Here is a 24,305-nt window from a genome sequence, read left to right as displayed (position 1 = left end):
CGTCCCGGCCGGATACGTTCCCTGCCGGATCGACCATGTCAGGCCAACTGGACCGTAGCGGTCGCTCGCCCGAAAATCTTCTTGCCCCGGGATCTCGCAACGATGGCAACGGTCGCAGTGCGCTTCTCGCTGTCCATCGATTTGATCTTTCCGGTGAACTCCACCGACGCCGGCGAGTCCGCCGGTACGAACACCGAACTGGTGAAGCGCACGTTGTAATCGGTGACCGCACCCGGATCGCCCAGCCAGGACGTGACGAAGCCTGCACCGAGACCCATGGTGAGCATTCCGTGGGCGATGACGTCGTCCAAACCGGCCAGTGCGACAACCTCGTCGCTCCAGTGGATCGGATTGGGATCCCCGGACACGCCTGCGTAGTTCACCAGATCGCCGCGAGTAAGTGACACGGTCCGTTCGGGCAGCTCATCTCCGACGGACACGTCCTCGAAACTACGACGCGCCATGCATGATCACTTCCTTCACAGCATGAGCGATGTTCTCGTCGATCTCTCCGCCGGTCCGCGCCACGATGGTCGTCCACGTAGTTTGCACGAGATCACCGTTCTGATCGGTGATGATGTTCTTGGTGGTCATGATGTCGCTGCCACTCATCTGGCGGAACGACTCGAGATAGACATCGCAGAAGATGCGGTCGCCGACCTGGATCGGTCGATGAAATTCCAGTCGCTGATCGGTCTGCAGGATCTGGCTCGGATCGTAACCGGTGATGACCTCTTTCAGCATCCTGGTCTGCGACATGATCCCGATAAGGGAAACAAAGGTCAAGGGCGCGATGAGACCGTCGTAACCGAGGCCCTTCGCTGCGTCCTCGTCGTGGTGCGCGGGATGAGAATCTTGGACGGCACGCGCATACTCACGGACCTTTTCGCGGCCGACCTCGTAGAAGTCGTCGACGCGAAAATGAGAACCGACCATGGACGCCGCATGTGCGGACGCATCCATGGCCGGGACATCATGTGGAGCTTGTGACACTGTGAAGACCTTTTCTACCCTGGACGCAAGAGCCGTTAGGGAGAGAAGAAGCGACCTAACGCCGGGCGCCGACTAGCGATCGGAACTGCAAAACCAGCGACCCGTGCGGACTAGCGAGACTCGCGATGAGCCCGGTGAGTGCCACAGTTGGAGCAGAACTTCTTCAGCTCGATGCGGTCGGGATCGTTCCGACGGTTCTTCTTGGTGATGTAGTTGCGATGCTTGCAAACCTCGCAGGCCAAGGTGATCTTGGGCCGCACATCGGTGGAGGAGGCCACTGGACGCCTACTTTCGGGTAAATCTGATCTGGGTCAATCAGGACTGTTCTCGGGTGCTGCTTTGTGTCGTGCTCGCCTACTGTGTAGCGGTGACCGGACTTGAACCGGCGACGCAACGATTATGAGTCGTTTGCTCTACCAACTGAGCTACACCGCCTCAGGTGCTCGTCGTCCACCATCCCACGCGGGGAACGCGACGTCGAGCCATCCAATCCAGCGAGCCCCCTAACGGAATCGAACCGTTGACCTTTTCCTTACCATGGAAACGCTCTACCGACTGAGCTAAGGGGGCAGGATCAGCACTTGCTAGCCGTGCGCTGAAGCCTTCAAGAGGTTACACATTCGGAGCGCCCAGTACCAAATTGCGTGGTCAGCGAACCATCTATCTCTCTCTTCAGGTGTTAGAACCCTCTTCACATGGAAACCCCAGCGAGAGAAGCACTCGCCGGGGTTCCAAGTGTGGCAGATGTAGGATTCGAACCTACGTAGGCATAAGCCGACGGATTTACAGTCCGCTCCCATTGGCCGCTCGGGCAATCTGCCGTGTTGCGATCGAAGCTCAACCTGCTCTTCGGCGCGGTGAGAAGAATACAACGAACGTCCCCCCGGAACGCAAACCGGGTGGATACGGTCGGTAGCGGGCCGATAAAGTCCCTGCGGGCTGTGGACCGACACCACCGCAAGACCAAAATTCCGATTCGACTGGAGAGTGTGAGAAGTGGCTGATTCGTCCTTCGACGTAGTGAGCAAAGTCGACCGCCAGGAAGTGGACAACGCTCTGGGACAGGCAGCGAAGGAGCTGGCGACCCGCTTCGACTTCCGCGGATCCGACACCAGCATCGAATGGTCCGGCAGCGGCGAGGCCGAGACCATCGTCATCACCTCCGAATCCGAGGAAAAGGTGAAGGCCGCCCTCGACGTGTTCAAGGAAAAGCTGATTCGACGTGACGTCTCGCTCAAGGCGTTCGAGACCAACGACCCGGCCGCGTCCGGGAAGGTGTACAAGGTCACCGGCAAGCTCGTTCAGGGCATCACCACCGAAAACGCGAAGAAGATCTCGAAGAAGATCCGCGACGACGGCCCCAAGGGCGTCAAGGCGCAGATTCAGGGCGACGAGCTACGCGTGAGCAGCAAGAAGCGCGACGATCTGCAGGCCGTCCAGCAACTGCTCAAGAACGAGGACTTCGGCATCGCGCTGCAGTTCGTCAACTACCGCTAGAGCGGCTTCGCCGCATGTGAGCGGAAATTCGTAGTCCACTACGAATTTCCGCTCACATGCCGCAGGCTCGGCGTCAGTAGGGCCGGTAGCCGGCCATGCGTTCGAGTCTCTCGATGCGGTCGGCCATCGGCGGGTGGGTGGCGAACAGCTGCCCAGCCTTGTCGCCGACGCGGAACGGGTTGGCGATCATCAAATGCGATTCCGACGCCAGTCGAGGCTCGGGCGGCAACGGTGCCAACTGCACACCCTGCTCGAGTTTGCGCAGCGCCGACGCGAGTGCCAGCGGATCACCGGTCAGCTCGGCTCCCGACTGGTCTGCCTGGTACTCGCGCGAGCGGGAGACCGCCAGCCGAACCAGGGTGGCCGCGATGGGGCCCAGCATCGACACGAGCAGCAACGCGATCGGATTGGCTCCCCCGCTGCCGCGTCCGCCGAAGACGTTGGCGAAGAACGCAAGGTTGGCCAGACCCGAGATGACAGCAGCCATCGCGCCTGCCACCGACGAGATCAGAATGTCCCGGTTGTAGACGTGCGAGAGTTCGTGGCCGAGAACGGCCCGTAGTTCTCGTTCGTCGAGGATCCGCAGAATGCCCTCGGTGCAGCACACCGCGGCATTGCGCGGGTTGCGTCCGGTGGCGAACGCATTGGGATTGTTGGTCGGGCTCACGTACAACGCGGGCATCGGCTGATGCGCTGCCGTCGCCAACTCCCGCACGATCCGATACATGGCCGGCTGTTCGAGCTCACTGACCGGCACCGCATGCATCGACTTCAAGGCCATCTTGGCACTGTTGAAGTACGCATAGCCGTTGACACCCACCGCCAGGACGATGGATCCGAGCAGGATGGTCGCGTTACCGAACAGCGAGCCGATGAAGACGATGAGCGCGGACATCCCGACCAGTAGGCCGAAGGTCTTGACGCCGTTCGCGTAGCCGTTCATGTCTGACTGTGCCTCCTCGTACCAGGTCTCACTACCTGATTCAACGAAGAAACCCCAGCAGTCGGTTCCCGATGGTCGAGTTGGCCTAACCGACGCGTTCGACGGTGTAGTTCACCAACCGCCCGAGGGCGTCGTTGGCCGGGCCCTGCGGCAGCAGCGCGAGTTCCGCGTGGGCCCGAGCCGCGTACTCACCGAGGGTGTTCTTCGCCGACACCATCCCGGGCGAACGCTCGAGCAATTCCATTGCCTCGGTGACCAGAGCGTCCTCGGTGACCGGGCCTGCCAGGATCTCGCGCAGACGATCCCCGTCGGGACCTTCCTCACGGAGCGCGTACAGCACCGGCAACGTGTGCACGCCCTCTCTGAGGTCGGTGCCAGGAGTTTTACCGGACTGCTCGGTGGCCGAGGAGATGTCGATGATGTCGTCGGAGATCTGGAAAGCGGTACCGACGGCGTCGCCGAGTCGCTCGAGGCGTCCCACATGCTCGGCATCGCCGCCGCTGAACGTTCCACCGAAGCGTCCGCACGAGGCGATCAGCGATCCGGTCTTCTCCCACACGACCTTCAGATAGTGCGCGACGGGATCGTCGGTGCCCTTGACTCCGATCGTCTCGCGCATCTGACCGGTGACCAGTTCCGCGAAGGTCTCGGCGATGATGCGGACGGCGTCGGGACCGAGGGTGGACACCAGCCGTGACGCGTGCGCGAACAGGTAGTCCCCGGCGAGAATCGCCACACTGTTGCCCCAGCGTGAGTTCGCACTCTCTGCACCCCGCCGCATCGAGGCCTCGTCCATGACGTCGTCGTGATAGAGCGTTGCGAGATGGACCAGTTCGACGACCGTGGCGGCGGTGACGATCGCCGGGTCGCTCGGGGAGGGCCCGAGCTGGCCGGTGAGCACCGTGAACAGCGGCCGGAAACGCTTGCCGCCGGCCTTGGCCAGATGCAGCGCAGCCTCGGTCAGGAACTCTTCTCCGTCGGAGAGTTCGCTGATCATCAGTTCTTCGACGCGTGCGAGGCCGTCGGCGACGGATCGCGCGAGCTCCGGGTCCCCCAGGTCGACTCCGGCAACGACCGTTGCTACGGCAGCGTCGTCTGTACTCACGATGTTGGTCCCTGTCCTGTCGTCCACGTGCCGGCGGGTGCAGCGGAGCTCCACTGCTCGTCCCCTACCGTAGTGAACCTAGCGTGCACACCGGTGCGACGGTGTCACCGACCACAGGTGACGCTTCACTCACCCAGGTTGCCGGAAATGACTTCGAGCGTCGCGGCCATCGCGGCCGAAGCCCTCTCACCCAACGCATCGGTCAATGCAGCCATCAGGCCCTCGAGCAGAATCACGTGCGGAATCCTGCTCGTCACCGACAGTTCGCGCTGAAAGCTCAGATCTCGCATCCCGACCACCAACGAGATGTCGGACGCCGATGCCAGGGTCGATCGAGCGAACGACGTCACCGACACCACGGTGGCCCCTCGCTCCCGGGCAGCCTGAGCCGCCCTGGTCGACGCGCTCGTCGCGCCCGATCCACTGATGATCAGGGCGGCATCGCGGTCGGTGAGGAGCCGAGCGGCGACCTGCTGCGCTATCGAGTCGGTCGGCGCGTGCGAGCGCAGCCCCACCGAGCGCATCCGCGCATCGGTATCAGCGGCGAGCGGGGCCGAGAGTCCGTTACCGATGACGACGACGGACTCTGCACCGGCCAGAGTGTCCACGGCGCGGGTGACGTCCTCGGTTGTCAACAACGCCGTCATCGCGGCGATCGACTCACCCACATGAGCGAACGTCTCCGTCACGATCGCGAACGGACCGTCCGCCGACTGCTGCCTGCCGGGCAGCTCGCGCGCCGCATCGCGGGCGAGCAGCACGCGCAGCTGTTGATAGCCCCCGAAGCCGAGGCTCTGACAGGTGCGCACCACCGAGGCCCGCGATGCGCCTGCCGCGTCGGCGACCTGCTGCGAGGACATCTCGACGATGTCGGCGGGGCGGTCGAGAAACACCTCGGCGACGGCCCGCTCGGCCGGAAGCAACGACGGAATGATCGATCTGATGTGCGGGACGACTCCACCCGGCGCGAGATCCATGCTCATATCTTGCTCATAGTCGTGTTCGCGCTTTCCGCTGCCAGCCCCACTGTCCGTCGATGATGCGTCGACGCACCTGCCCGGAGATCTGATCGATGATCACGGTGATGACCACGACGACGATCAGCAGCATCCCGACCGCACCCCATTGCCGATACTGAACGTTGTCGACCAACATGGAGCCGATGCCGCCGGCACCGATCAGACCGAGGATGGCCGACGCGCGAACGTTGATCTCGAAGCGATAGAGCCAGAAGGCGAACACCTCGGGCGCTACGCCGGTCCACAGTCCCCAGCGCACGATCTGCGCTGTGGATCCACCTGCTGCGCGGGCCGCTTCGATCGGCCCCTTTTCCGCGCCCTCGATCGCCTCGTATCCCCATTTGCCGAGGGTGCCCACCGAACCGATGGCGATCGCGAGTGCACCGGTGAAGGCGGTGAGCCCGGTGACCGAGAGAATGAGGATCGCGATGACGACCTCGGGTACGGCCCTGATGACGGCGAACATGACACGCAGGGGCCAGCGCAACCACACCGGCCCGATGTTCGCGGCCGCGAGGAAGCTCAGTGGAAACGACACGATGATGCCGAGCACCGTTCCGAACCAGGCCATCTGGACCGATTCGATGGTGGCCGAGACGGCTTTGCCGAGCGCGGAGAGGTCCGGCGGCGCAAACATGAGTCCGGCGTAGCGCACGAGGTTCTGCGGTAGATCGAGCAACCGATCCCAGCGAATCTCTATGCCGTACAACGACAGCGCGAACACCGCGACGACGCTGACCCACACAGCGGTACGCAGGGTGTTGCGGGGTCTACGCGGCCGCGCCGGGGTCGATCGGGAGGTGCGGTCGATGACGGTCATCCGACCAACTTTCGACGGGCCCAGGACGAGAGCATCTCCAGCGCGAGCACGATGACGAGTATCTCGAGGATGATGAGGCTGAGCTGGTGATATTTGTAGAAGGTGCGAACGTTGTCGATGAGCATGCCGAGACCTCCCGCGCCGACGAGCCCGATCACCGCAGACGCGCGTACGTTCAACTCCAACGTGTACAGGCCCTGTGAGACGAAGGCCGGAAATATCTGCGGCGCAACGGCACTGCGGTTGGCTGCGATCCAGGTACCACCCGCGGCGAGAGCAGCTTCCTGCGGACCGCGATCGATCGAGTCGAGCGCCTCGGACACGAGCTTGACGATGATGCCGATGTTGAACACGATCAGCGCCAAGATCCCCGACAGCGCACCCGTGCCGACCACCGCCACCAACACCGCCGCGTACAGCAGATCCGGCACTGCACGAACGACGTTCATGACTGCGCGGACCGCGGCGAGCATAGCCCGGTTCGGGTTGGTGACCCTCGATGCCGCGAAGCTCAGCGGAAACGAGATCGCTGCACCGATCGCAGTCGCGATGAAGGCCATCTGCAGGGTCTCGAGGATCGCGTCGACGGTCTCGGGGAAGAACCAGTAGTCGGGTTGCATCAGCTGCACCAGCTTGCCGGTCGCGTTGCCCCAGTTGTCGATGATGTCGCCCAAGTCGGCATCGACACCGATCCCGGCCCAGATCGTGATGATCGCGATGACCGCAAGCACGGCAACGGCTTTCCACCCGTTCCGGGGTTTGGGAGGTCGTTCCGCGACCGGGGTCGTCACAGTTCTGCCCCGTTTCTCGAGAAGCCGGCCTCGAGCACGTCCTCGGCGGTGAGAGAACGTCCGTAGATGCTCTCGAACACCGCTTCGTCGGCATCGCGGCCGTGGCCGTCGAACACGACCTTGCCGTCGCGCAGCCCGATCAGACGATCGCCGTAGCGCTTGGCCAGGTCGAGAAAATGCAGGTTGACCACGACGGTGATGCCGAGCTCGACATTGATGCGCTGCAGGTCACGCATGACGACGTGCGAGGTCGGCGGATCGAGGGAGGCCACCGGTTCGTCCGCGAGGATCACCCGCGGCTCCTGCGCCAATGCCCTGGCGATCGCGACACGCTGCTGCTGCCCGCCGGACAGCGACGAGGCCTTCTGATACGCCTTGCCCACGATCTCGACGCGTTCGAGCGCCTGCATGCCCAGCTCGGTGTCCTCGGCTGACCACGCCCCGAGCAGGGTTCGCCACATCGGCGAACTGTGCAGCCTGCCCATCATGACGTTGTTCAGCACACTGGTGCGCTTCGCGAGATTGAATCCTTGGAAGATCATCCCGATGTCGCCGCGCAGATCGCGTAATTGTCTGGCGCTGAGGTTGTTCAGCGTGCGATCGCCGACGGTCACGGTGCCGTCCGTGGCCGGAACGAGTCCGTTGATGGTACGGATCAGCGTGGACTTCCCTGCGCCGGACAACCCGACGACGGCGACCATCTGACCCGCTGGAATCTCCAGCGACACCGCGTCGAGCGCGGTGTGCCCGCCCGGGTAGGTGACCGAGACGTTCTCGAATGCGATGCGGTCGCCGTTCATCGTCGATCAGTTCCCCAGGCCGATGGAGTCCGCCTCGGTCTGGGCCTGCTGAAGCGCGGCGGGATCCGCCTTGTCGAGCCCGGTGATCTGGTAGATCGCCGTCAGCGCCTCGACCCCCTCGGGGGTGGAGGCGTAGTCCTCCATCGCATCCGAGATCCGCTGCTGCAGATCAGGACTGAGCGAGCTGCTGATCGAGACACCGTCGTTGGGGATCTCGTTGGTGAGCGCGAACACCACCAGATTCTTCGCCACGTCCGGAGTGTCCTTCACGACCGTTTCGCGGGCATCCCAGAACGAGACCCCCACCTCGTCGTCGCCGTTGTTCACCGACAGCACCGCTGCCGGGTGCGACGTGACCTGCGTCAGGTCCAGATCGGTGGTCGGGTCGATACCCACCGCTTTCAGCGCGGCCGAGGGGAACACGTATCCGGCCGAGGACGCGGACTGCAACATGACCGTCTTGGCACCGGCCATCTTGCTCAGCGAATCGAGTCCGGCCGGGCCCGTGCCACTTTCGGTTCCGTTGCAGTACAGCAGGCCGTTGACCCCGGTCACCGGTGTGTCCTCGCAGTACTTGTCGGGGTTGTTGGTGTAGAACTGCGACGCGTACGTGGTCTTGCCCTTACGAACCGTCTGCAGTGCGGGCTCGGCACCGTACTTGTTGCAGGCCTGCACCATTTGCAGCGGTGGCAGCATCCCGATCTGAGCCTGATCGGCTCCGATGGCTTCCACGGCAGCTTGGTAGTCCTGAGTGATGACACCGCGGACCGGAATACCGAGGCGCTCGGTGAGCGCATCCTGCAGCGGCTTGACGGTCTCGACCAACTTGTTGGCATCCCCCGAGGGGACGAGAGCCAGGGTCAGCTCGGAGGGGTCCGGGGCGTCTGCCGTACTCGACCCGGTGCAGGGGGACGCTGCCGAGGATGTGGTGGAGGACTCGTCGCGGGCACCGCAACCGGCCAGTGAGGCAGTGAGCAGTCCGGTGGCGACCACCGCGAGCAAGGGAGTGCGGATTCTCATGACTGTCCTTCGTGGGTGAGTGCGAATACTGCTGGATCGGTGGACCATTCGAGGATCTCGTCGTACAGGGCCGGGAAGGTCGCGGCAGACCATGTTGCCTCCGGCCTGCGATGACCGTGGCGGTCGATGTAGGCGGTGACGGCACCGCGTCGATGCGGTGCGTCGAGGTCGTTGCGCCAGATGTCGCCGACACTGGCAAGCAGGTGGGGTGGACTGTCGCCGAGCAGCGCGTCCACCAGGGAGGGCATTTTCTCGGGTTTTCCTGCGTCGGTGACGATGCGATCCATCGCCGCCGTCAGGCCGAGGCGGTCGAGAGTCTCCACGACGCCCCGTCGCGGGGCATTGGTGGCGAGCACCACCTCGGCGCGGACGCGACCGAGGAACTCGGCAAGTCCGGCCGGAGCCCACACATCCAGTTCACCCGCGGCCAGACGGTCACGGGAGAGCGTGTACGCGGCCGCGAGTGACGTAGCGTCCAGCCCTGCCGCCAGGTCCAGGACCGCGGAGTACCCGTCGAGGTACTCCCCTGCGCCGTGATCGAGAAATGCCGTCAACCCGGCCCGCAGGGTTGCAGCGGTGTCCGGGTCGAGGAAATCGGCAACCGCGTCGGCGTAGGCCCACACGGGGTCGTCCCCGAGACAGACGGTGCCGTCGAAGTCGAGAAGGAGAATCGGTTGCTGCACGTCAGAGACGCTAGACCCGCCATGAACGATCCGTCCATAGATTTCGGATCTATGAAACAAGCGTTCACGCAGCGTTAACCCGAGCCCCTCGAAACACCACGTCGGCCGAAATCGGGATACTGGACCAGTGAGCACTCCCCACCCGACCCCACCCACCTCGACCGATGTCCTGGTCGTGGGCGCGGGCCCCGCAGGATCGTCCGCGGCAGCGTGGGCAGCACGCTCCGGGCGCGACGTCGTCCTGGCCGACGCAGCAGTCTTTCCCCGTGACAAGACCTGCGGCGACGGGTTGACCCCTCGCGCCGTCGCCGAGTTGGACCAGCTCGGCCTGGGCGAATGGGTGCGCGGCGCAGCACGTAATCGCGGGTTGCGGCTCAGTGGATTCGGGCAGGAGCTCGAACTCGAATGGCCGAGCAAGTCCTTGCCGACCGTCGGAAGTGCGGTTCCGCGAACCGAATTGGACGACCGCATCAGGCGGGTCGCCGTCGAATCCGGAGCAACCATGGCCGAGGGCGCAAAGGCAGTGGCCGTCGAACGTGACGGCAACCGTGTTCGCTCGGTGACCCTGCAGACCGCTACCGGCTCACACGAGATCTCCTGCCGCACCTTGATCGTCGCCGACGGTGTCCGATCGACCCTGGGCAAACAACTCGGTCGGCAGTGGCATCGAGACACCGCATTCGGCGTCGCGGCCCGCGCATACATCACCTCGGGACGCAGCAAAGACGAATGGATCAGCTCACACCTCGAATTGCGTGATGGCGCAGGCACTCTGCAGCCCGGCTACGGCTGGGTCTTTCCGCTGGGCGACGGAAACATCAACATCGGCGTCGGAACCCTCGCCACCGCCAAGAGGCCCGCGCCCGGAGCCCTGCGCCCACTGCTCGATCTCTACACCCAGCAGCGACGTTCGGAATGGGATCTGACCGGCGAGCTGCGTTCGGTCGCATCGGCGCTGCTGCCGATGGGCGGCGCGGTCTCGGGAGTGGCAGGCACCAACTGGGCCATCATCGGCGACGCCGCAGCGTGTGTGAACCCACTCAACGGGGAAGGCATCGACTACGGACTCGAGGGCGGCCGGATGGTCGTCGACCTGCTCGATCACCCCGATCTCACCGACGCCTGGCCCACCCTGCTGCGCGAGCACTACGGACAGGCCTTCTCCATCGCTCGACGCCTCGCCGGACTGCTCACCGTGCCGAAGTTCCTGCCCGCAGCAGGACCGGTGGGCATGCGATCACGGGCACTGATGAAAGTCGCCGTCCGCTGCATGGGCAACCTGATCACCGAGGCCGACAGTGACCTCGTCGCACGAACCTGGCGAGCATCGGGAAGCGGATCGTTGAAAATCGATTCCCGGCCGCCGTTCACCTGATCGAGTCAGGGTCGAGTTGCCTTATGCAGCGCCACGATTCCGCCGGTGAGGTTGCGCCACTGGACGTCGATCCAGCCGGCATCGGCGATGCGCCTGGCCAGCTGCTCCTGATCGGGCCAGGCGCGGATGGACTCGGCCAGGTAGACGTAGGCATCGGGGTTACTGCTCACAGCGCGAGCAACTTTGGGCAGCGTCTTCATCAGGTATTCCATGTACACGGTGCGGAACGGGCCGAACACCGGAGTGGAGAATTCCGACACCACAAGGCGTCCACCAGGTTTGGTGACACGGGCGATCTCTCGCAGCCCCGCGTCGAAATCCGAGACATTGCGAAGGCCGAAAGAGATGGTGGCAGCATCGAAGCTGGCGTCGGCATAGGGAAGCGCCATCGCGTCCCCTGCGACCATCGGCACTCCTCGCTGCAGCCCGGCCTGCAGCATGCCCTTGGAGAAATCGGTGGCCACGCACCAGGCTCCGCTGCGGCCGAGTTCGACGGTGGAGACCCCGGTTCCGGCGGCGAGGTCGAGTACCCGTTCACCCGGCTTCAGGTCGAGGGCACGGCGAGTGAGCTTGCGCCAGCTGCGGTCCTGACCGAACGAGAGCACCGTATTGGTGATGTCGTATCGACGGGCGACGCCGTCGAACATCGACGCCACCTCGTGGGGCTCTTTTGCCAGGGTTGCGCGTGATGTCTCGGCCACGGAGACCAGACTACTCAAGCAATCTTTTGGACCCGCGGCGCTGTGATGCCTTGCACGTCGTAGTAATGCGTGATCAGGTCCTCGCAGATGGCGGGCCACGTTCGGTGCAGCACCGACTTACGGGCGGCGTCGCCGAAGCGAGCCCGGGTGGTGGGTTCGGCCAGTGCTCCCACGGCCATGGGCAGCAACTCGGTGAACTTCTCGACCGGGAGCAAGTAACCGTTGCGGCAGTGCGAGATCAGGTCGCGGGGGCCACCTGCATCGGGCCCGATGACGGGGACTCCACTGGCGAGCGCTTCCTGGACTGCCTGACAGAAGGTTTCGTGTTCGCCGGGGTGCACGAAGATGTCGAAACTCGAGTACGCCTGGGCGAGTTCGTCGCCGCCGAGTTGCCCGGTGAAGATCGCGCTCGGCATCAGAGTCTGCAACGCGGCCGTGTCCGGTCCGCCGCCGACGATCACCAGCTGGATCGACGGATCCTCGGCCAGCACGGCGAGCCGCTCGACATGCTTCTCCGGAGCGAGCCTGCCGACGAATCCGACAATCAACTTCCCGTCTGCGCCCCATCGGCTTCGGAGCGACTGCGACCTGGCCGAGGGGGCAAACCGTACGGCGTCCACTCCCCTGGCCCAGCGATGCACGCGCGGAATGCCATGTGCTTCCAACGCGTCGACTGCGGAGGTGGATGGTGCCAGTGTCCTGGCCGCCCCGCGGTGCAGTCTCCTGGTCCACCGCCACGCCGCCTTCGAGGTGAGGCCGAGTCCGTAGCTGGCAGCGAAACCGGCGACGTCCGTCTGATACACGGCAACCGCGGGCACGTCCAGCCGGTTGGCCGCGGCCAGGCCACCGGCCCCGAGCAGGAACGGCGAGGCCAGATGCACGACATCGGGCGCGAACGTCCGCAGCGCCGAGACCATTCCGAGGCCGGGAACACCGACGGGCAGCGAGCTCACCTTGGGGACCATGACGGACGGCACCCGGTGCACCGGCACCGATCCGTGCCACGTCGCGGCCCTCGGGCCGGACGGGTTGTCCGGGGCGATGACGATGGCCTCGTGCCCGGTCTTGTCGAGATGTTCGAGGACACGGATCACCGAGTGGGTGACGCCGTTCATGTTGGGCAGGAACGATTCCGCAACGATGGCTACTCGCACGGTCCTCAGTGTGGGCGGCCCCGCCGTCGACCCGGTATGTACAACGTTACGTGTGGGCCAACGTCACACGAATTGCTCGACGACCCACGACGGACTCGGGTTGGTGCGGTGTTCGGAGCCCACGAACACCGTCGGAACAGTCTCGTTGCCGTCGTTGACCGACCGCACTCTCGCGGCTGCGGCCGGATCCTCGGCGATGCTCGTCCAGACGGCTTTCTTCCCGCGCAGCAACAGTGCCACCCGCAACCGAAGGCAGAAGATGCAACCCGGACGCCAATAGACGAGCGGAACCGACTTCTCTGTCGCGAGGACCTGCGAGGCGTCGTCGGGCAGTGACCGCGGATACAGAACCGGCGTCATCAGAACCAGCAGGAACACGACGGCGAGCACCATCACCACGATCGAGGACGCGATGTTGCCGTAGTTCACCAATGCGAACCCGGCAACCGCCGCGACAGCGGCACCGACCCACTGCTTACCGTTGCGCATTCTGCATCTCCTTGCGACGTAGCCAGAACAGGGCAGGGCCTGCGATCAGCCATGTGACGACGATGACCGAACCGGCCGGGACGATGGCGACCCTGGCGTCGCGGCCGGCGACGCGAACCAGTTCGACATCCGGGTCGGCCTTGTAGTACTCGACCTCGATGCGTTGGCCCGCGATGAGGTTGGTGGGATACAGCACCCCGAGAGCCGGGTTGTGTGTCACCCCGTCCGGGGTGATGAAGCTGACGGCCGAACGCAGCTTGCCTGCCGACAACACCTCGGCGGTGGCGGTGCCCTTGTCGGAGTCGATGGTGAGGTCGTTTCGCCAGGCCCCGACCACCAGCAACACCGCCAGAACCGAGATCGAGACTGCGACCACGAGCACCACCAGGCGGGTTCTACGCAGGATTCGACTGCCTCGGGCTGTATCGGTCACCTCGACAGGCTACTGCGCAACCGACCGGGCCTGGCTCGGGTAGCGTCTGCTCTCATGTCTCGCAGCTTCGAATTCACCGTCGAATCGTCCCGGCCCCCCGCTGACGTGCACGCAGCGCTGACCAGCGAGGACCAGTGGGCCGCCCGCTTCGCCAAGGCGAAGAAGACGGACGGGTTCGAGATGACCAAGCACGCCGACGGCGGTCTGACGGTCGACATCACCGAAGAGGTGGGCACCTCCGAGCTCCCCGGATTCGTGACCAAGGTCATCAAGGGCAAGCTGATCGTCTCCCGCACCGACCACTGGGGGCCACTCGAGGGCGACCACGCCGAGGGAACACTGATCGGCGGCACCACCGGACTGCCCGCCAAGGTGAACGGCACACTCTCGCTTCGACCCGACGGCACCGGCGCGAAGCTGATCGTGAAGGGCGAATCGACGGTGAAGATCCCACTCGTCGGCGGCAAGATCGAAGACCTGATCAACAAGATGATCAAGGACATGGTCGATCAGGAAACCGGCGAGACTCTCGAATGGGTTGCAGCGCAGGAGAGCTAACGGATATCGCTACCCGGAGCCTGTTCGGCGTGGAAGATCATCTCTCGACCCGGCCGGTCGGGTGCATCGCGCACATCCCGGACAGTGAAACCATGCTCGACGAGATCGTTCCGCACCTCGTCGAACTCCCGGAAACGCAGTGTCGAATCCGACGTCACAACTTCACCGTCACCGAGAAAGACGTACGTCCAGCGAAAGCTCACCAAGGGCCCGTTCACCTCGGTGGTCTCCAGCCAACTTTCCACCCGGCCCACACCCGGAATATCGCGCACTGCGAAGGAGTCTCGTCTGTTCCACTCGGTCCAGGCCGTGCGTGCAGGAATCCGAGTCTCGAACACGAGCCATCCGTCCGGACGAAGTGCATCGTGGATTCGCGTCAGCGTGAGCGACCAGTCGTCGTCGTCGACGATGGCCTGCGCGACGTTGCCCGTCATCGTCACCAGATCGACGTCGAGGGCCGGTAGGTCCACGGCATACCCCTGAATCCACCGAACCTGCTCGGCACCTGGTTTGCGCCGGGCCACGTCCAATGATCCAGCCGCCGGGTCGAGTGCGGTCACCGCCAGTCCTTGCGCCGCCAGTCGTAGCGCCAAACTTCCTGTTCCACAGCCGATGTCCAGCACTCGGCGTGCATTCGATGTTTCGGCCGCCGAGACGTACACGTCCAGATCGTCCCGATCGCCCTCGAGCGCATCGTAGATGGCCACCAACCGCGGGTGCTCGAAAATCTGGTCGGGCATCGATGTCGGCCTAGTGCAGCCGGGCGCGGATTGCCGCGTGCAGATCTCGCAATCCCGATCGCTCGGTGGTCACTTCCAAGACCCGCATTCCGGTGGCATGGCCGGTGAGTTCGGTTGCCAGCTCCGACAAATCGACCAACCGATGTTCGACGCGGTAAGCCCCACACAGCGCCCCGAGGTCCATTCCGTGTGGCGTCCCGAATACTCGCTCGAACACACCCGCGTACTGCGGATCCCCCTGCTCGAGAAGCTCGAAGATGCCGCCGCCGTCGTCATTGGCCACGACGATCGTCAGGTCGTCCGGACGCGGCTCGCCGGTGCCGATGAGTAGTCCGGCGGCGTCGTGCAGAAACGTCAGGTCGCCGAGAAGCGCTATGGTGCGGCGCTTTCCGGCCATCGCAGCTCCGATGGCGGTCGAAACAGTGCCGTCGATGCCGGCGACGCCGCGGTTGGAGAGAACCTTCACTCCCGGGATCGGAGTCGAGACGAGGGCCGCGTCGCGCACGGGGTTGGACGCCCCGAGCAGCAGCTGATCTCCGGGCTGCAGAGCCGACATCACCGTATCGGCCACGTGCAGACCCGTGGGCTTCGGATGCTCCCGAAGTTCTCGATGCACAGCCTGTTCGGCCTGCTCGGACACCTCTGCACACCGAGCGATCCAGGCAGGGTCGGGCGCACCGCTGGTCACTGCACGAGTACCGGTGGCCAACACGTTGCCCGAGACATCGGGCCAGCGCGGCCCTGTGGTGAGCGCGATGACGTCGACCTCCGGGTCGGCCAGCAGCGCCGAGACCTGCCGGTGCAACGTCGGTCGGCCGGTGATGACGGCCTGACGCGGCTTCAACTGCGCAAGAGCCAAGGGATGCAACGCGATTCCGTGCAGCGGTGCGGTCGGTTCGGCAACGGTCGGCAGCCCCGCCAACTCCGGTCGGACGGCACCGCCGTGGCCGGAGACGACCACTGTGTTCACCGTCAGATCCAGTTCGACGGGGACGTCGAGTGTCGCCTGCGTCGTCGAGGTCCACGGCAACCCATCGGGCCGACCCTCCGGCCGCGCGCCCGGATCGCCGACCGCAGGGACCAGAGGCTCACGCAGAGGGATGTCGAAGTGCACCGGTCCGGCGTTGCCGGAGCGTGCGCCACGGGCCGCCGCAATGACGCGCGAGACCGCGCTGCGCCACTGACTGTTCTGCTTCGGTCCTTCCTCGGCGAGCCCGAGGCTGATCGTCGCACGTACCTGAGATCCGAACAGACCGAGCTGCTCGATGGTCTGGTTCGCTCCGGTGCCGAGCATCTCGTACGGTCGGTTGGCGCTGATGACGATCAGCGGAATGTGCGCGTAGTTCGCCTCGAGGACCGCAGGCCCGAGGTTGGCCACCGCCGTTCCCGACGTCATCACCACCGGGACCGGCTGGCCGCTGCCCAGGCTCAGGCCGATAGCCAGAAAACCCGCGGTCCGCTCGTCGATCCGCATGTGCAACCGCAGCCGTCCGGCCACGTCGGCTTCCTGCAGAGCAAACGCCAACGGGGCGTTACGCGAGCCGGGACACAGCACGACGTCTTCGATCCCACTACGTGCCAATTCGTCGACGACAGCAGTGGCCTGGGCGGTGGACGGATTCACAGATCCCAGAGTGTCAGATGCGCCGGACAGCCGCCGCAACCGGGCTTTGACAGTATGTAAGGCGTGCGTACAGTTTTTCGGCCCGACGAGGTCGCTCCCGGTCGCTTCTACCAGCTCCTGACGGCCTCGGTTGTGCCCCGGCCCATCGCGTGGGTCTCCACGGTCTCCGCCGACGGTGTGGCGAACCTCGCGCCCTACAGCTTTTTCACGGTCTCCTCGGTGGAACCGCCCGTCGTGCAGTTCACATCGGTGACCCGCAAGGACAGCCTTCGCAACATCGAGGCCACCGGAGAGTTCGTCGTCAACCTGGCCACGGCGCCGTTGGTCGACGACGTCAACGGCAGCTCGGCGAGCTTCGACCACGGCGTCAGCGAGTTCGAGGCCCTCGGCATCGACAGCGAACCGAGCGCGATGGTGACGCCACCCCGCGTGGCGGCCGCGCCCATCGCCATCGAGGCGACACTGCATCGCGTCGTCGAGGTGGGCAACTGCTTCGTCGTCATGGGTGCCGTCGTCGCGATGTCGATACGTCCGGAATTCCTCGCCGACGACGGACTCCCCGCGTTCGACGCCATCGCTCCGCTCAGCCGACTCGGACGTGCCGAGTGGGGTTTGCCACCCGAGGTTCGCGAGATCGAGCGCCCTTCTTGATTCGCTGGCTACTGCTGGCTCTCGTCACCGTCGGACTGACAGTCGGAGCCGATGCACTCGGGGTTCCCTCGGCCGCGTTGTTCGTCGCCCTGTTCGTTGCGGTGATCTTCGCGCTCGCAGGCTGGGCACCGACCACCGGAACCGAGCGCGCTCCGCTGCCCCGCAGGCTCGGCATGGCCGCGCAAGCGGTCTTGGGTGTGGAAATCGGAACGCTGGTACAGGGCGACACCCTGAGCTCGCTCGGCGACAGCTGGCTTCCGGTACTGCTGGCGTGTGTGGGCACGCTGCTGTTGTCCATCGCGGCGGGCGCACTGCTCGGCCTGCGCAAAGACGTCGATTCGCTGACCGGTGCACTGGCACTCGTCGCGGGCGGTGCGTCCGGTCTGGTGGCGATCACCCAGGAACTCGGCGGCGACGAACGCGTCGTCGCGGTGGTGCAATACCTGCGCGTCGTGCTGGTGACCACCACATTGCCCCTGGTTGCGACCCTGGTCTTCGATGCGGAGCCCGGACACTCATCGGTGAGCACCGACGTGCACGAGGCGCTCTATATCGACCTCGGCTTCGTGCTGATCTGCGGAGTCATCGGTGTGGTGCTGGCGCGCCTGATCCGGCTACCGGCCCCGGCGCTGCTCGGCCCACTGATCTTGGCCACGCTCGCCGACGTACTGGGAGTGTCGTTCGACGCGTCCGTCCCGACGCTGCTGCTGTGGACGGCGTACATCGTCATCGGCTGGCAGGCCGGGCTGCGATTCACCGTCGCGAGCCTGAAATCGATCTCGCGGGTACTGCCTGCGTCGCTGATGTTGATCATCGCTGTCACGTTCGGCTGCGCGATGCTGGGGCTGTGGTTGGCCTCGGCGACCGGCACCAGCGGCTACGAGGGCTACCTCGCGACCACGCCGGGCGGGGTGTACGCGGTACTGGCCATCGCGGCCTCCACCGGGGCGAACGTGACCTTCGTCGTCGCCGCTCAGGTCATCCGAGTGTTCATGATGCTGTTCGCGGTTCCGGTGGGAGCCAAGGTCGTCCAGCACTATCGCACGAAGTGAATCCACGGCCACGGCATCGACTTCATCGGATAGCGGAAGTTCGGTCGAGCCGCCGCAGAGCACTGGATTAGTGTGATCTCACATGTCCGGCTTCGGAAAAGGTCACACGGTCGTCCCCGACGCGGTGGAGGTCGACGGCGCATCGTATGCCTCACTGCGCGCCCGTCCACTGCCCCGCGCCGAACGATACGAGCTGGGTCGACGCCTCCGAGACAAGGTTCCGATCGCATCGCTGGGCGACTGGACACCGCCGCCCGATCGACCGGACCCGGTCAAACAGATCGAGTACTCGCATCAGGGCCGCATCGAATGGTTGATTCCCACCCGCCTCGAGCGGATGGCCGAGTCGCCCTACGGATTTCTGCGTGGCACCGCGATCGTCATGGCTCGGGACGTGGCGCTGCTGCCCTCCACCGGGATCAATCCCGTCATCAGCGGTGACGCCCACCTCGGCAACTTCGGCTTCTACGCCTCACCCGAACGCGATCTCGTCATCGACCTCAACGACTTCGACGAGGCGCACCCGGGAGCCTGGGAATGGGATCTACGGCGCCTCGCCGCGAGCATCTGGGTGGCCGGGCGGCAGAACGGCCGCAGCGAGGACCAGTGCCGCGATGCCGTCACCGCCTGCGTGTCCTCGTACCGGATCGAGGTGGCCAGGCTCGCCGACGAACCGCTGATGTCACGCTCGTTCCAGCGTCTGACGGCCGAGAAACTGCAGCGTGATGCCACCGAGGGATCGCTGCGCAAGGAAATCAAGCGCGCCACCAAGAAGGCGCGTCGACGCACCAGCGACCGCGTTCTTCCCCGCTTCACCGAAAAGCACCAGGGCAGACGCCGAATCGTCGAGGAGCCACCGATCACCACCCGCATCTCGGCGAAGGACGAAGAGCATCTCGCAGTCGGACTCGACGAGTACCTGCTCACCCTCACTCCGCACTGGCGTCGAGTACTCGGCGGATACACGTTGATCGATGTGGCGCACCGCGTCGTGGGGGTCGGTAGCGTCGGGCTGCGGGCGTACGTGGCACTGCTCGAAGGCACCAACGAGGACGATGTGGTGTTTCTGCAGCTCAAACAGGCACGGCGCTCCGTGCTCGCGCCCTATGTGCACGGCGAATCGGCCTGGCACGATCACCAGGGACAGCGGGTGGTGGAGTACCAGCAGGCGCTGCAGACGGTGAGCGATCCGTTGCTGGGGTGGACCACCATCGACGGGCGGCAGTACTACGTGCGCCAGTTCCGCAACATGAAAGGCACAATCGACCTGTCGTCGATCGACGCCCCGGCTCTGGTCGACTACGCGCGGGTGGTGGGCCGGCTACTGGCCAAGGGACACGCCCGCACCAGTGGCGCGTCGATGATCTCGGGATACACGGGCGAGTCCGACGAACTCGAGGTGGCACTGTGCCGCTTCGCGCAGTTGTACGCGGATCAGACGGAAGCCGACTGGGAGCGGTTGAGCGCTACGCGCATGTGAGCAGAAACTCGTAGCAGGGTACGAGTTTCTGCTCACATGCGGCGAAGCCGCTCAGGCGTGCTTGGCGACCAGATCACCGACACGAGGCAGCGCCTCGGTGACGTTCTTCTTGGCCGAGCCACGCAGACTGCCGTAGAACTTCTTGACGACGGACTTGTCGGTCTCGTCGATGCGGGCATCGGTGACCGAGAGCAAGGCGTCGGACGCGGCGTCCCCGTTGGCGACGAGGTACTCGCCGAACGTGCCCTGCGGGGCGACGTTGTACGACTGCCAGAACGGGTCGAGCTTGTCCACGAAATCAGGCCACAGAGCCGAGACCGCACTGTCGATGTAGGACGGCCCGACCTTCTTCACCGCGCCGTATCCCCCCTTGACTGCGAGTCCGCTCGCGCCCTTCTTGTCCGCAACCTCGGCGTCGATCAGTGCGAGGACATCGGCGCGCAGGGCGTCGGCCTTCGACTCGTCGAGCAGTGAATCCTTGAGTGCAGCAACCACTTCGAAGTTCCTCCCAGATGTGTCAACGGTCCAACGCGGACCGCGCGCAAGACTACCGCAGAAGCAGGTGGCAGCGCCGAACTCGATCGATCCACCATTGCGTCCGCTCGGCGTCGGCACCCAGTTCGACCAAGGCCAGCGGGTCCGGTTCGAGACTGTCCACCGACACCGGATACGTTCCGTCGACCACCTCGGCCGCGGGAGCAACATCGCGAACGAAGAGCGAGCCCGTCCCCAGCCCGCAGGCGAACTCGAGGTGCGGCAGCGCAGCAGCTGCCGCCAACCCGGCCGAGATACCGACCGCCGAATCGAGTGCACTCGACACCACCACCGGCACCCCGTACTCACCCAGTTCCCCGGCCAGTTCGAGCACAGCCCGCATGCCGCCGAGCGGGGCGACCTTGAGCACCGCGATATCGGCTCCACCTGCCCGGACGACCTTCATAGGGTCCTCGGCACGGCGAATACTCTCGTCGGCAGCGACTCGAACACCCGGTGCTCGACGCCGCAGTTCGACCAGCTCGGGCACCGAGGCGCACGGCTGCTCGGCGTATTCGAGCGGACCATCGGCGGTCAGGGCCGCCAGTGCCGCCACCGCCTCGTCGACGCTCCAGCCGCCGTTGGCATCGACGCGTACGCGCGGCACCAGTTCGCGCACCGCCCGTACTCGCGCGACGTCGTCGGCGAGACTCTGGCCCTTCTCGGCCACTTTGACCTTCGCCGTGTCCGCCCCGGGCGAGCGACTCAGGATCGAGGCCACCCCCGCGGCCGGCACCGCAGGAACTGTGGCGTTCACCGGGACGCGTCGACGCAGCGGGGTCGGTGGTCCGTCCCACGCCGCCTCGATCGCCGAGTTCAACCACGGAGCCGATTCGGCGTCGTCGTATTCGGGGAACGGCGAGAACTCCCCCCACCCGGCGGGTCCGTGCAGCAGCAGCACCTCGCGGGTGGTGATGCCGCGGAACTTCGTTCGCATCGGCATCGAGAGCACGTGTGCGCCGTCGAGCAGTTCGTCGACCCCCGGGATCATTGCTGTCCCGGGAGCAATTGCACCATCAGCGCCTCACAGTCGGCGAGCAGAGTGCCGTCGAGATCGGTCAACCGAGCCGTGATGAACGCCTTGCGTCCTTCGACCCGATCCACCGCACCCTCGACGATCAGCTCGGTGTCCAGCGGAGTCACCTTGCGGTAGTTGACGTGCAGATAAGCCGTCCGGCTTATGGGTCGGCCGTAGGCGTGCTGGATCAGGCCCATGAGGTCGTCGAACAGCAGCGGCAGGGTGCCGCCGTGAGCGGCCGCGTTGCCACCGAGATGGAAACGGCGGAACACACCCCGGCTCCGCACCCCTTCGGCGTCGAACTGCTCGATGGTCCAGGGCAGCATCAGCAACGAGCCGCGCCCCGGCAGACCAGGAACTCGGCCGGCGGTCTGATGCCCCTCGGCCACCACATGCGGTGCCATGAGCTCGATCAGTTCCTCGGCCTTGCCTGCCGCGGCCTCGGTCACGTCGGCCGGTAGCGAGGTCGATACCGCGAGATCCTGCACCGTGCGCAGCGCCTCCAGCAGCCGGCCGTATTCCGGCCCCACCTGTGCAGGCACGAAACGCGGGAAGCCGCCGTGATGGTCATGCTCGCGGTCGAGTTCGATCGGGTCGGTCATGACTGCACGCTAGCTGCACCCACCTGCCCGCGCCGACCCAGCCCTGATCCAGCAGCGGTCGCCACTAAGCTGACGACCGTGACCTTCACTCCAGAACTGTGGCTGCCCGTTCCCGGCTTCGAGGATCTGACCGACATCACCTATCACCGGCACGTGTCCGACGCGACCGTCCGGGTTGCGTTCGATCGCCCCGAGATTCGCAACGCCTTTCGGCCGCACACCGTCGACGAGCTCTATCGCGCACTCGAACACGCACGAGTGAGCTCCGATGTGGGGACGGTCCTGCTCACCGGGAACGGCCCGAGCAGCAAGGACGGCGGTTGGGCCTTCTGCTCCGGCGGCGATCAGCGCATCCGCGGACGTAGCGGTTACCAATACGCGGAGGGTGAAACGGCCGATACGGTCGACCGCGCCCGCGCAGGACGTCTGCACATTCTCGAGGTGCAGCGCCTGATTCGCTTCATGCCCAAAGTGGTGATCTGCCTGGTCAACGGCTGGGCGGCCGGCGGAGGACACAGTCTGCACGTGGTGTGCGATCTGACGCTCGCGAGCCGCGAGCACGCGCGGTTCAAGCAGACCGACGCCGATGTCGGCAGCTTCGACGGCGGCTACGGCAGTGCGTATCTCGCGAAGATGGTCGGCCAGAAGTTCGCCCGAGAAATATTCTTCCTGGGCGAGACGTACACGGCCGAGGAGATGCACCGCATGGGCGCGGTGAACAAGGTGGTCGATCACGCAGAGCTCGAGAACACCGCCATCGAGTGGGCTGCGAAGATCAACGCCAAGTCGCCGCAGGCGCAGCGAATGTTGAAGTACGCCTTCAACTTGCAGGACGACGGGCTGGTGGGTCAGCAACTGTTCGCCGGCGAAGCGACGCGTCTGGCGTACATGACCGACGAGGCAGTCGAGGGTCGGGATGCTTTTCTCGACAAGCGCGAGCCCGATTGGTCACCGTTCCCCCGTTATTTCTGAAACGACCGAGTGAATTCGAACGTCGGTCGCGGTCGCCGCGACAGCACTGCACGCACCCTGCGGGCGTGGGTGGTGCGGCCGTTCGACTATCGCTGGATGGCCGACTTCCAGCGCTCCCACCCCTCGGGTGTGCCCATCCGGCTGGTACTCGCGATCTCGACGTTCGACTTCGGGCTGCTGGCTGTCATCTCACTGTTCTCCGCGGACACGAACCACAGCCCGCCTGCCGGCGCCTGGAAAGCGATCCTGGTGGTCTCGTCCGTGGTCGTAGGCACCGCGTGGTTGATCAAACCGTTCCCGGGCCGCCGCGGCGTCGTCGCGTTCGGGGTGTACGCCGACCTCGGCACCGCGTCCACATTGGCGTTGAACCCGCCGGGCGACGCGTTGTTGACCTGCGTGTTGTTCGCGGTCGTCGGAATGTTCTTCGTCTTCTTCCTCAGCCCACGGTGGTTGCTGGCGCATCTGCTGTTCGTGACTACGGTCATCGTGGTGGTCGCGATCGCCACGTACGACGCGGATCGAGCAGACCTCGCGTCCACGGTGCTTCGAGTCAACGTCGTTCTGCTCATCGTTGCCGGAATTCCCGCGACCTCGCATCTGTTGGTCACCGTCCTGTCGGACGACGCGCGCAGTTCTCGCCTCGACCCGCTCACCGGCCTGCTCAATCGTCGCGGGCTCGATACCGCGGTCGACGACGTGTGGTCACTCGGCCGACAGACCGGTCGATGTGTCGCAGTGCTGGCGGTGGACATCGACCGATTCAAATCCGTCAACGACGAGTTCGGGCACGAAGAGGGAGACGCGGTGATCGTGCGCATTGCCGAGCGGCTCGCGTCCCATGTCGGCGAGTACGGGGTCCTCGCCCGCACGGGCGGTGAGGAGTACCTCGCCGTGGTGTCGACGTCGCGGCTGCACATCGACGCGTTGATCCACGGAATACGCAGAGCCCTACGCGACCCGGCGGACACCGTCGCAGTGACGGTGAGCATCGGGGCTGCGATCGTGTATTGGGATTCGGCGCTGTGGGACCAGAACGTCGACATCGGCACGCGCGCAACGCGGGTAGCGGACTCGCTGATGTACGAGGCCAAGGCCGCCGGCGGCGATCGGGTGGTCAAGAGCGAACTCTGACCCGTTGGGGGCAGGAGTGGAGCCTGCGGAACGACCATGCGGGCAGGAGTGGAGCCTGCGGAACGACCATGCGGGCAGGAGTGGAGCCTGCGGAACGACCATGCGGGCAGGAGTGGAGCC

Annotated in this window: 28 protein-coding genes and 3 tRNA genes; 8 read left to right on the top strand and 23 right to left on the bottom strand. The window is 65.2% G+C overall.

Features of this window, described 5'->3' with window-relative positions; translation table 11 throughout:
• Positions 1 to 38: 38 nt before the first annotated feature.
• From hadB to ACOQFP_RS00740, 6 genes are all read right to left on the bottom strand, one after another.
• Positions 39 to 464, bottom strand: a complete 426-nt coding sequence (gene hadB / locus ACOQFP_RS00765) for a (3R)-hydroxyacyl-ACP dehydratase subunit HadB (RefSeq protein WP_206486656.1) — start codon at positions 462 to 464, stop codon at positions 39 to 41.
• Positions 451 to 963 carry a (3R)-hydroxyacyl-ACP dehydratase subunit HadA gene (hadA, locus tag ACOQFP_RS00760; RefSeq protein WP_206486806.1) on the bottom strand — a complete coding sequence of 171 codons (513 nt, stop codon included), beginning with the start codon at positions 961 to 963 and terminating at the stop codon, positions 451 to 453. The genes hadB and hadA overlap by 14 nt, the downstream gene beginning before the upstream one ends.
• Before the next feature lie 140 nt (positions 964 to 1,103).
• A complete protein-coding gene (rpmG, locus tag ACOQFP_RS00755; RefSeq protein ID WP_027498281.1) occupies positions 1,104 to 1,271 on the bottom strand; it encodes a 50S ribosomal protein L33 in 168 nt (55 codons plus the stop codon).
• 84 nt (positions 1,272 to 1,355) lie between these two features.
• Positions 1,356 to 1,428, bottom strand: a tRNA-Met gene (locus ACOQFP_RS00750).
• Between the two features lie 62 nt (positions 1,429 to 1,490).
• Positions 1,491 to 1,563 (bottom strand) — tRNA-Thr (locus ACOQFP_RS00745).
• 168 nt (positions 1,564 to 1,731) lie between these two features.
• Positions 1,732 to 1,814, bottom strand: a tRNA-Tyr gene (locus ACOQFP_RS00740).
• 175 nt (positions 1,815 to 1,989) lie between these two features.
• Between ACOQFP_RS00740 and ACOQFP_RS00735 the strand changes: the two genes are divergently transcribed.
• On the top strand, positions 1,990 to 2,490 hold the full coding sequence (locus ACOQFP_RS00735; RefSeq protein ID WP_206486655.1) for a YajQ family cyclic di-GMP-binding protein: 501 nt from the start codon (positions 1,990 to 1,992) through the stop codon (positions 2,488 to 2,490).
• A gap of 73 nt (positions 2,491 to 2,563) precedes the next feature.
• Here the strand turns inward: ACOQFP_RS00735 and htpX are convergent, their stop codons facing one another.
• From htpX to ACOQFP_RS00695, 8 genes are all read right to left on the bottom strand, one after another.
• Complete coding sequence (gene htpX / locus ACOQFP_RS00730) at positions 2,564 to 3,433, bottom strand: zinc metalloprotease HtpX (RefSeq protein ID WP_421583146.1); 870 nt, start codon at positions 3,431 to 3,433, stop codon at positions 2,564 to 2,566.
• 85 nt (positions 3,434 to 3,518) lie between these two features.
• Positions 3,519 to 4,538, bottom strand: a complete 1,020-nt coding sequence (locus tag ACOQFP_RS00725) for a polyprenyl synthetase family protein (protein WP_206492648.1) — start codon at positions 4,536 to 4,538, stop codon at positions 3,519 to 3,521.
• 125 nt (positions 4,539 to 4,663) lie between these two features.
• Positions 4,664 to 5,521, bottom strand: coding sequence for a MurR/RpiR family transcriptional regulator (locus ACOQFP_RS00720; RefSeq protein WP_206492647.1), 858 nt, complete (start codon positions 5,519 to 5,521; stop codon positions 4,664 to 4,666).
• Between the two features lie 7 nt (positions 5,522 to 5,528).
• The gene (gene phnE / locus ACOQFP_RS00715) at positions 5,529 to 6,377 is read right to left on the bottom strand and encodes a phosphonate ABC transporter, permease protein PhnE (RefSeq protein WP_421583145.1); all 849 of its coding nucleotides are present in this window, start codon (positions 6,375 to 6,377) and stop codon (positions 5,529 to 5,531) included.
• Positions 6,374 to 7,168: a phosphonate ABC transporter, permease protein PhnE gene (gene phnE / locus ACOQFP_RS00710; protein ID WP_421583144.1), complete on the bottom strand. Its 795-nt coding sequence runs from the start codon at positions 7,166 to 7,168 to the stop codon at positions 6,374 to 6,376. Before phnE (ACOQFP_RS00710) ends, phnE (ACOQFP_RS00715) begins: the two co-directional genes overlap by 4 nt.
• A complete protein-coding gene (gene phnC, locus ACOQFP_RS00705; RefSeq protein WP_421583143.1) occupies positions 7,165 to 7,968 on the bottom strand; it encodes a phosphonate ABC transporter ATP-binding protein in 804 nt (267 codons plus the stop codon). Before phnC ends, phnE (ACOQFP_RS00710) begins: the two co-directional genes overlap by 4 nt.
• A 6-nt stretch (positions 7,969 to 7,974) precedes the next feature.
• Positions 7,975 to 8,988, bottom strand: a complete 1,014-nt coding sequence (gene phnD, locus ACOQFP_RS00700) for a phosphate/phosphite/phosphonate ABC transporter substrate-binding protein (RefSeq protein ID WP_421583142.1) — start codon at positions 8,986 to 8,988, stop codon at positions 7,975 to 7,977.
• Entirely contained in the window at positions 8,985 to 9,671 is a 687-nt protein-coding gene (locus tag ACOQFP_RS00695) for an HAD family hydrolase (RefSeq protein WP_421583141.1), read from the bottom strand. The genes phnD and ACOQFP_RS00695 overlap by 4 nt, the downstream gene beginning before the upstream one ends.
• Positions 9,672 to 9,798: 127 nt before the next feature.
• On the opposite strand from ACOQFP_RS00695, the gene ACOQFP_RS00690 reads away from it, so the two are divergent.
• Positions 9,799 to 11,046 (top strand): geranylgeranyl reductase family protein, encoded by a 1,248-nt coding sequence (locus ACOQFP_RS00690; protein ID WP_421583140.1) that lies wholly within the window; start codon positions 9,799 to 9,801, stop codon positions 11,044 to 11,046.
• A gap of 5 nt (positions 11,047 to 11,051) precedes the next feature.
• Here ACOQFP_RS00690 and ACOQFP_RS00685 read toward each other — a convergent pair whose 3' ends face one another.
• The 4 genes from ACOQFP_RS00685 to ACOQFP_RS00670 form a co-directional block, all read right to left on the bottom strand.
• Positions 11,052 to 11,747: a demethylmenaquinone methyltransferase gene (locus tag ACOQFP_RS00685; RefSeq protein ID WP_421583139.1), complete on the bottom strand. Its 696-nt coding sequence runs from the start codon at positions 11,745 to 11,747 to the stop codon at positions 11,052 to 11,054.
• Positions 11,748 to 11,761: 14 nt separating this feature from the next.
• Positions 11,762 to 12,901 (bottom strand): glycosyltransferase family 4 protein, encoded by a 1,140-nt coding sequence (locus ACOQFP_RS00680; protein WP_421583138.1) that lies wholly within the window; start codon positions 12,899 to 12,901, stop codon positions 11,762 to 11,764.
• A gap of 63 nt (positions 12,902 to 12,964) precedes the next feature.
• Positions 12,965 to 13,390, bottom strand: coding sequence for a glutaredoxin domain-containing protein (locus tag ACOQFP_RS00675; RefSeq protein WP_341244924.1), 426 nt, complete (start codon positions 13,388 to 13,390; stop codon positions 12,965 to 12,967).
• Complete coding sequence (locus ACOQFP_RS00670) at positions 13,377 to 13,823, bottom strand: DUF3592 domain-containing protein (protein WP_206489066.1); 447 nt, start codon at positions 13,821 to 13,823, stop codon at positions 13,377 to 13,379. The genes ACOQFP_RS00675 and ACOQFP_RS00670 overlap by 14 nt, the downstream gene beginning before the upstream one ends.
• Before the next feature lie 54 nt (positions 13,824 to 13,877).
• Between ACOQFP_RS00670 and ACOQFP_RS00665 the strand changes: the two genes are divergently transcribed.
• Entirely contained in the window at positions 13,878 to 14,381 is a 504-nt protein-coding gene (locus ACOQFP_RS00665) for a DUF2505 domain-containing protein (protein WP_206489065.1), read from the top strand.
• Here ACOQFP_RS00665 and ACOQFP_RS00660 read toward each other — a convergent pair.
• On the bottom strand, positions 14,378 to 15,121 hold the full coding sequence (locus ACOQFP_RS00660; RefSeq protein WP_421583137.1) for a class I SAM-dependent methyltransferase: 744 nt from the start codon (positions 15,119 to 15,121) through the stop codon (positions 14,378 to 14,380). The genes ACOQFP_RS00665 and ACOQFP_RS00660 overlap by 4 nt on opposite strands.
• A gap of 10 nt (positions 15,122 to 15,131) precedes the next feature.
• On the bottom strand, positions 15,132 to 16,745 hold the full coding sequence (menD, locus tag ACOQFP_RS00655) for a 2-succinyl-5-enolpyruvyl-6-hydroxy-3-cyclohexene-1-carboxylic-acid synthase (RefSeq protein ID WP_421583136.1): 1,614 nt from the start codon (positions 16,743 to 16,745) through the stop codon (positions 15,132 to 15,134).
• 63 nt (positions 16,746 to 16,808) lie between these two features.
• On the opposite strand from menD, the gene ACOQFP_RS00650 reads away from it, so the two are divergent.
• The 3 genes from ACOQFP_RS00650 (at position 16,809) to ACOQFP_RS00640 (ending at position 19,928) form a co-directional block, all read left to right on the top strand.
• A complete protein-coding gene (locus tag ACOQFP_RS00650; RefSeq protein ID WP_206489062.1) occupies positions 16,809 to 17,396 on the top strand; it encodes a flavin reductase family protein in 588 nt (195 codons plus the stop codon).
• Positions 17,393 to 18,448 carry an AbrB family transcriptional regulator gene (locus tag ACOQFP_RS00645; RefSeq protein WP_421583135.1) on the top strand — a complete coding sequence of 352 codons (1,056 nt, stop codon included), beginning with the start codon at positions 17,393 to 17,395 and terminating at the stop codon, positions 18,446 to 18,448. Before ACOQFP_RS00650 ends, ACOQFP_RS00645 begins: the two co-directional genes overlap by 4 nt.
• A gap of 82 nt (positions 18,449 to 18,530) precedes the next feature.
• Complete coding sequence (locus ACOQFP_RS00640; RefSeq protein ID WP_341244920.1) at positions 18,531 to 19,928, top strand: DUF2252 domain-containing protein; 1,398 nt, start codon at positions 18,531 to 18,533, stop codon at positions 19,926 to 19,928.
• A gap of 51 nt (positions 19,929 to 19,979) precedes the next feature.
• Here ACOQFP_RS00640 and ACOQFP_RS00635 read toward each other — a convergent pair whose 3' ends face one another.
• Genes ACOQFP_RS00635 through ACOQFP_RS00625 form a run of 3 tightly spaced genes read right to left on the bottom strand, consistent with a single transcriptional unit; the run spans position 19,980 to position 22,082 of the window.
• Complete coding sequence (locus ACOQFP_RS00635; protein WP_206489059.1) at positions 19,980 to 20,423, bottom strand: DUF6918 family protein; 444 nt, start codon at positions 20,421 to 20,423, stop codon at positions 19,980 to 19,982.
• Positions 20,424 to 20,475: 52 nt separating this feature from the next.
• Complete coding sequence (locus tag ACOQFP_RS00630; RefSeq protein ID WP_421583134.1) at positions 20,476 to 21,453, bottom strand: o-succinylbenzoate synthase; 978 nt, start codon at positions 21,451 to 21,453, stop codon at positions 20,476 to 20,478.
• On the bottom strand, positions 21,450 to 22,082 hold the full coding sequence (locus ACOQFP_RS00625) for a PaaI family thioesterase (RefSeq protein ID WP_421583133.1): 633 nt from the start codon (positions 22,080 to 22,082) through the stop codon (positions 21,450 to 21,452). Before ACOQFP_RS00625 ends, ACOQFP_RS00630 begins: the two co-directional genes overlap by 4 nt.
• Positions 22,083 to 22,160: 78 nt before the next feature.
• Between ACOQFP_RS00625 and ACOQFP_RS00620 the strand changes: the two genes are divergently transcribed.
• Together ACOQFP_RS00620 and ACOQFP_RS00615 are read left to right on the top strand one after the other, a co-directional pair.
• Entirely contained in the window at positions 22,161 to 23,054 is an 894-nt protein-coding gene (locus tag ACOQFP_RS00620) for a 1,4-dihydroxy-2-naphthoyl-CoA synthase (RefSeq protein WP_206489056.1), read from the top strand.
• A 9-nt stretch (positions 23,055 to 23,063) separates the two neighbouring features.
• On the top strand, positions 23,064 to 24,185 hold the full coding sequence (locus tag ACOQFP_RS00615) for a diguanylate cyclase domain-containing protein (protein ID WP_421583132.1): 1,122 nt from the start codon (positions 23,064 to 23,066) through the stop codon (positions 24,183 to 24,185).
• Positions 24,186 to 24,305: the final 120 nt, after the last annotated feature.

This window comes from Rhodococcus sp. MALMAid1271 (assembly GCF_049195265.1).
Classification (GTDB): Bacteria; Actinomycetota; Actinomycetes; order Mycobacteriales; family Mycobacteriaceae; genus Rhodococcoides.
This window is presented reverse-complemented; position numbering and strand designations above follow the sequence as displayed.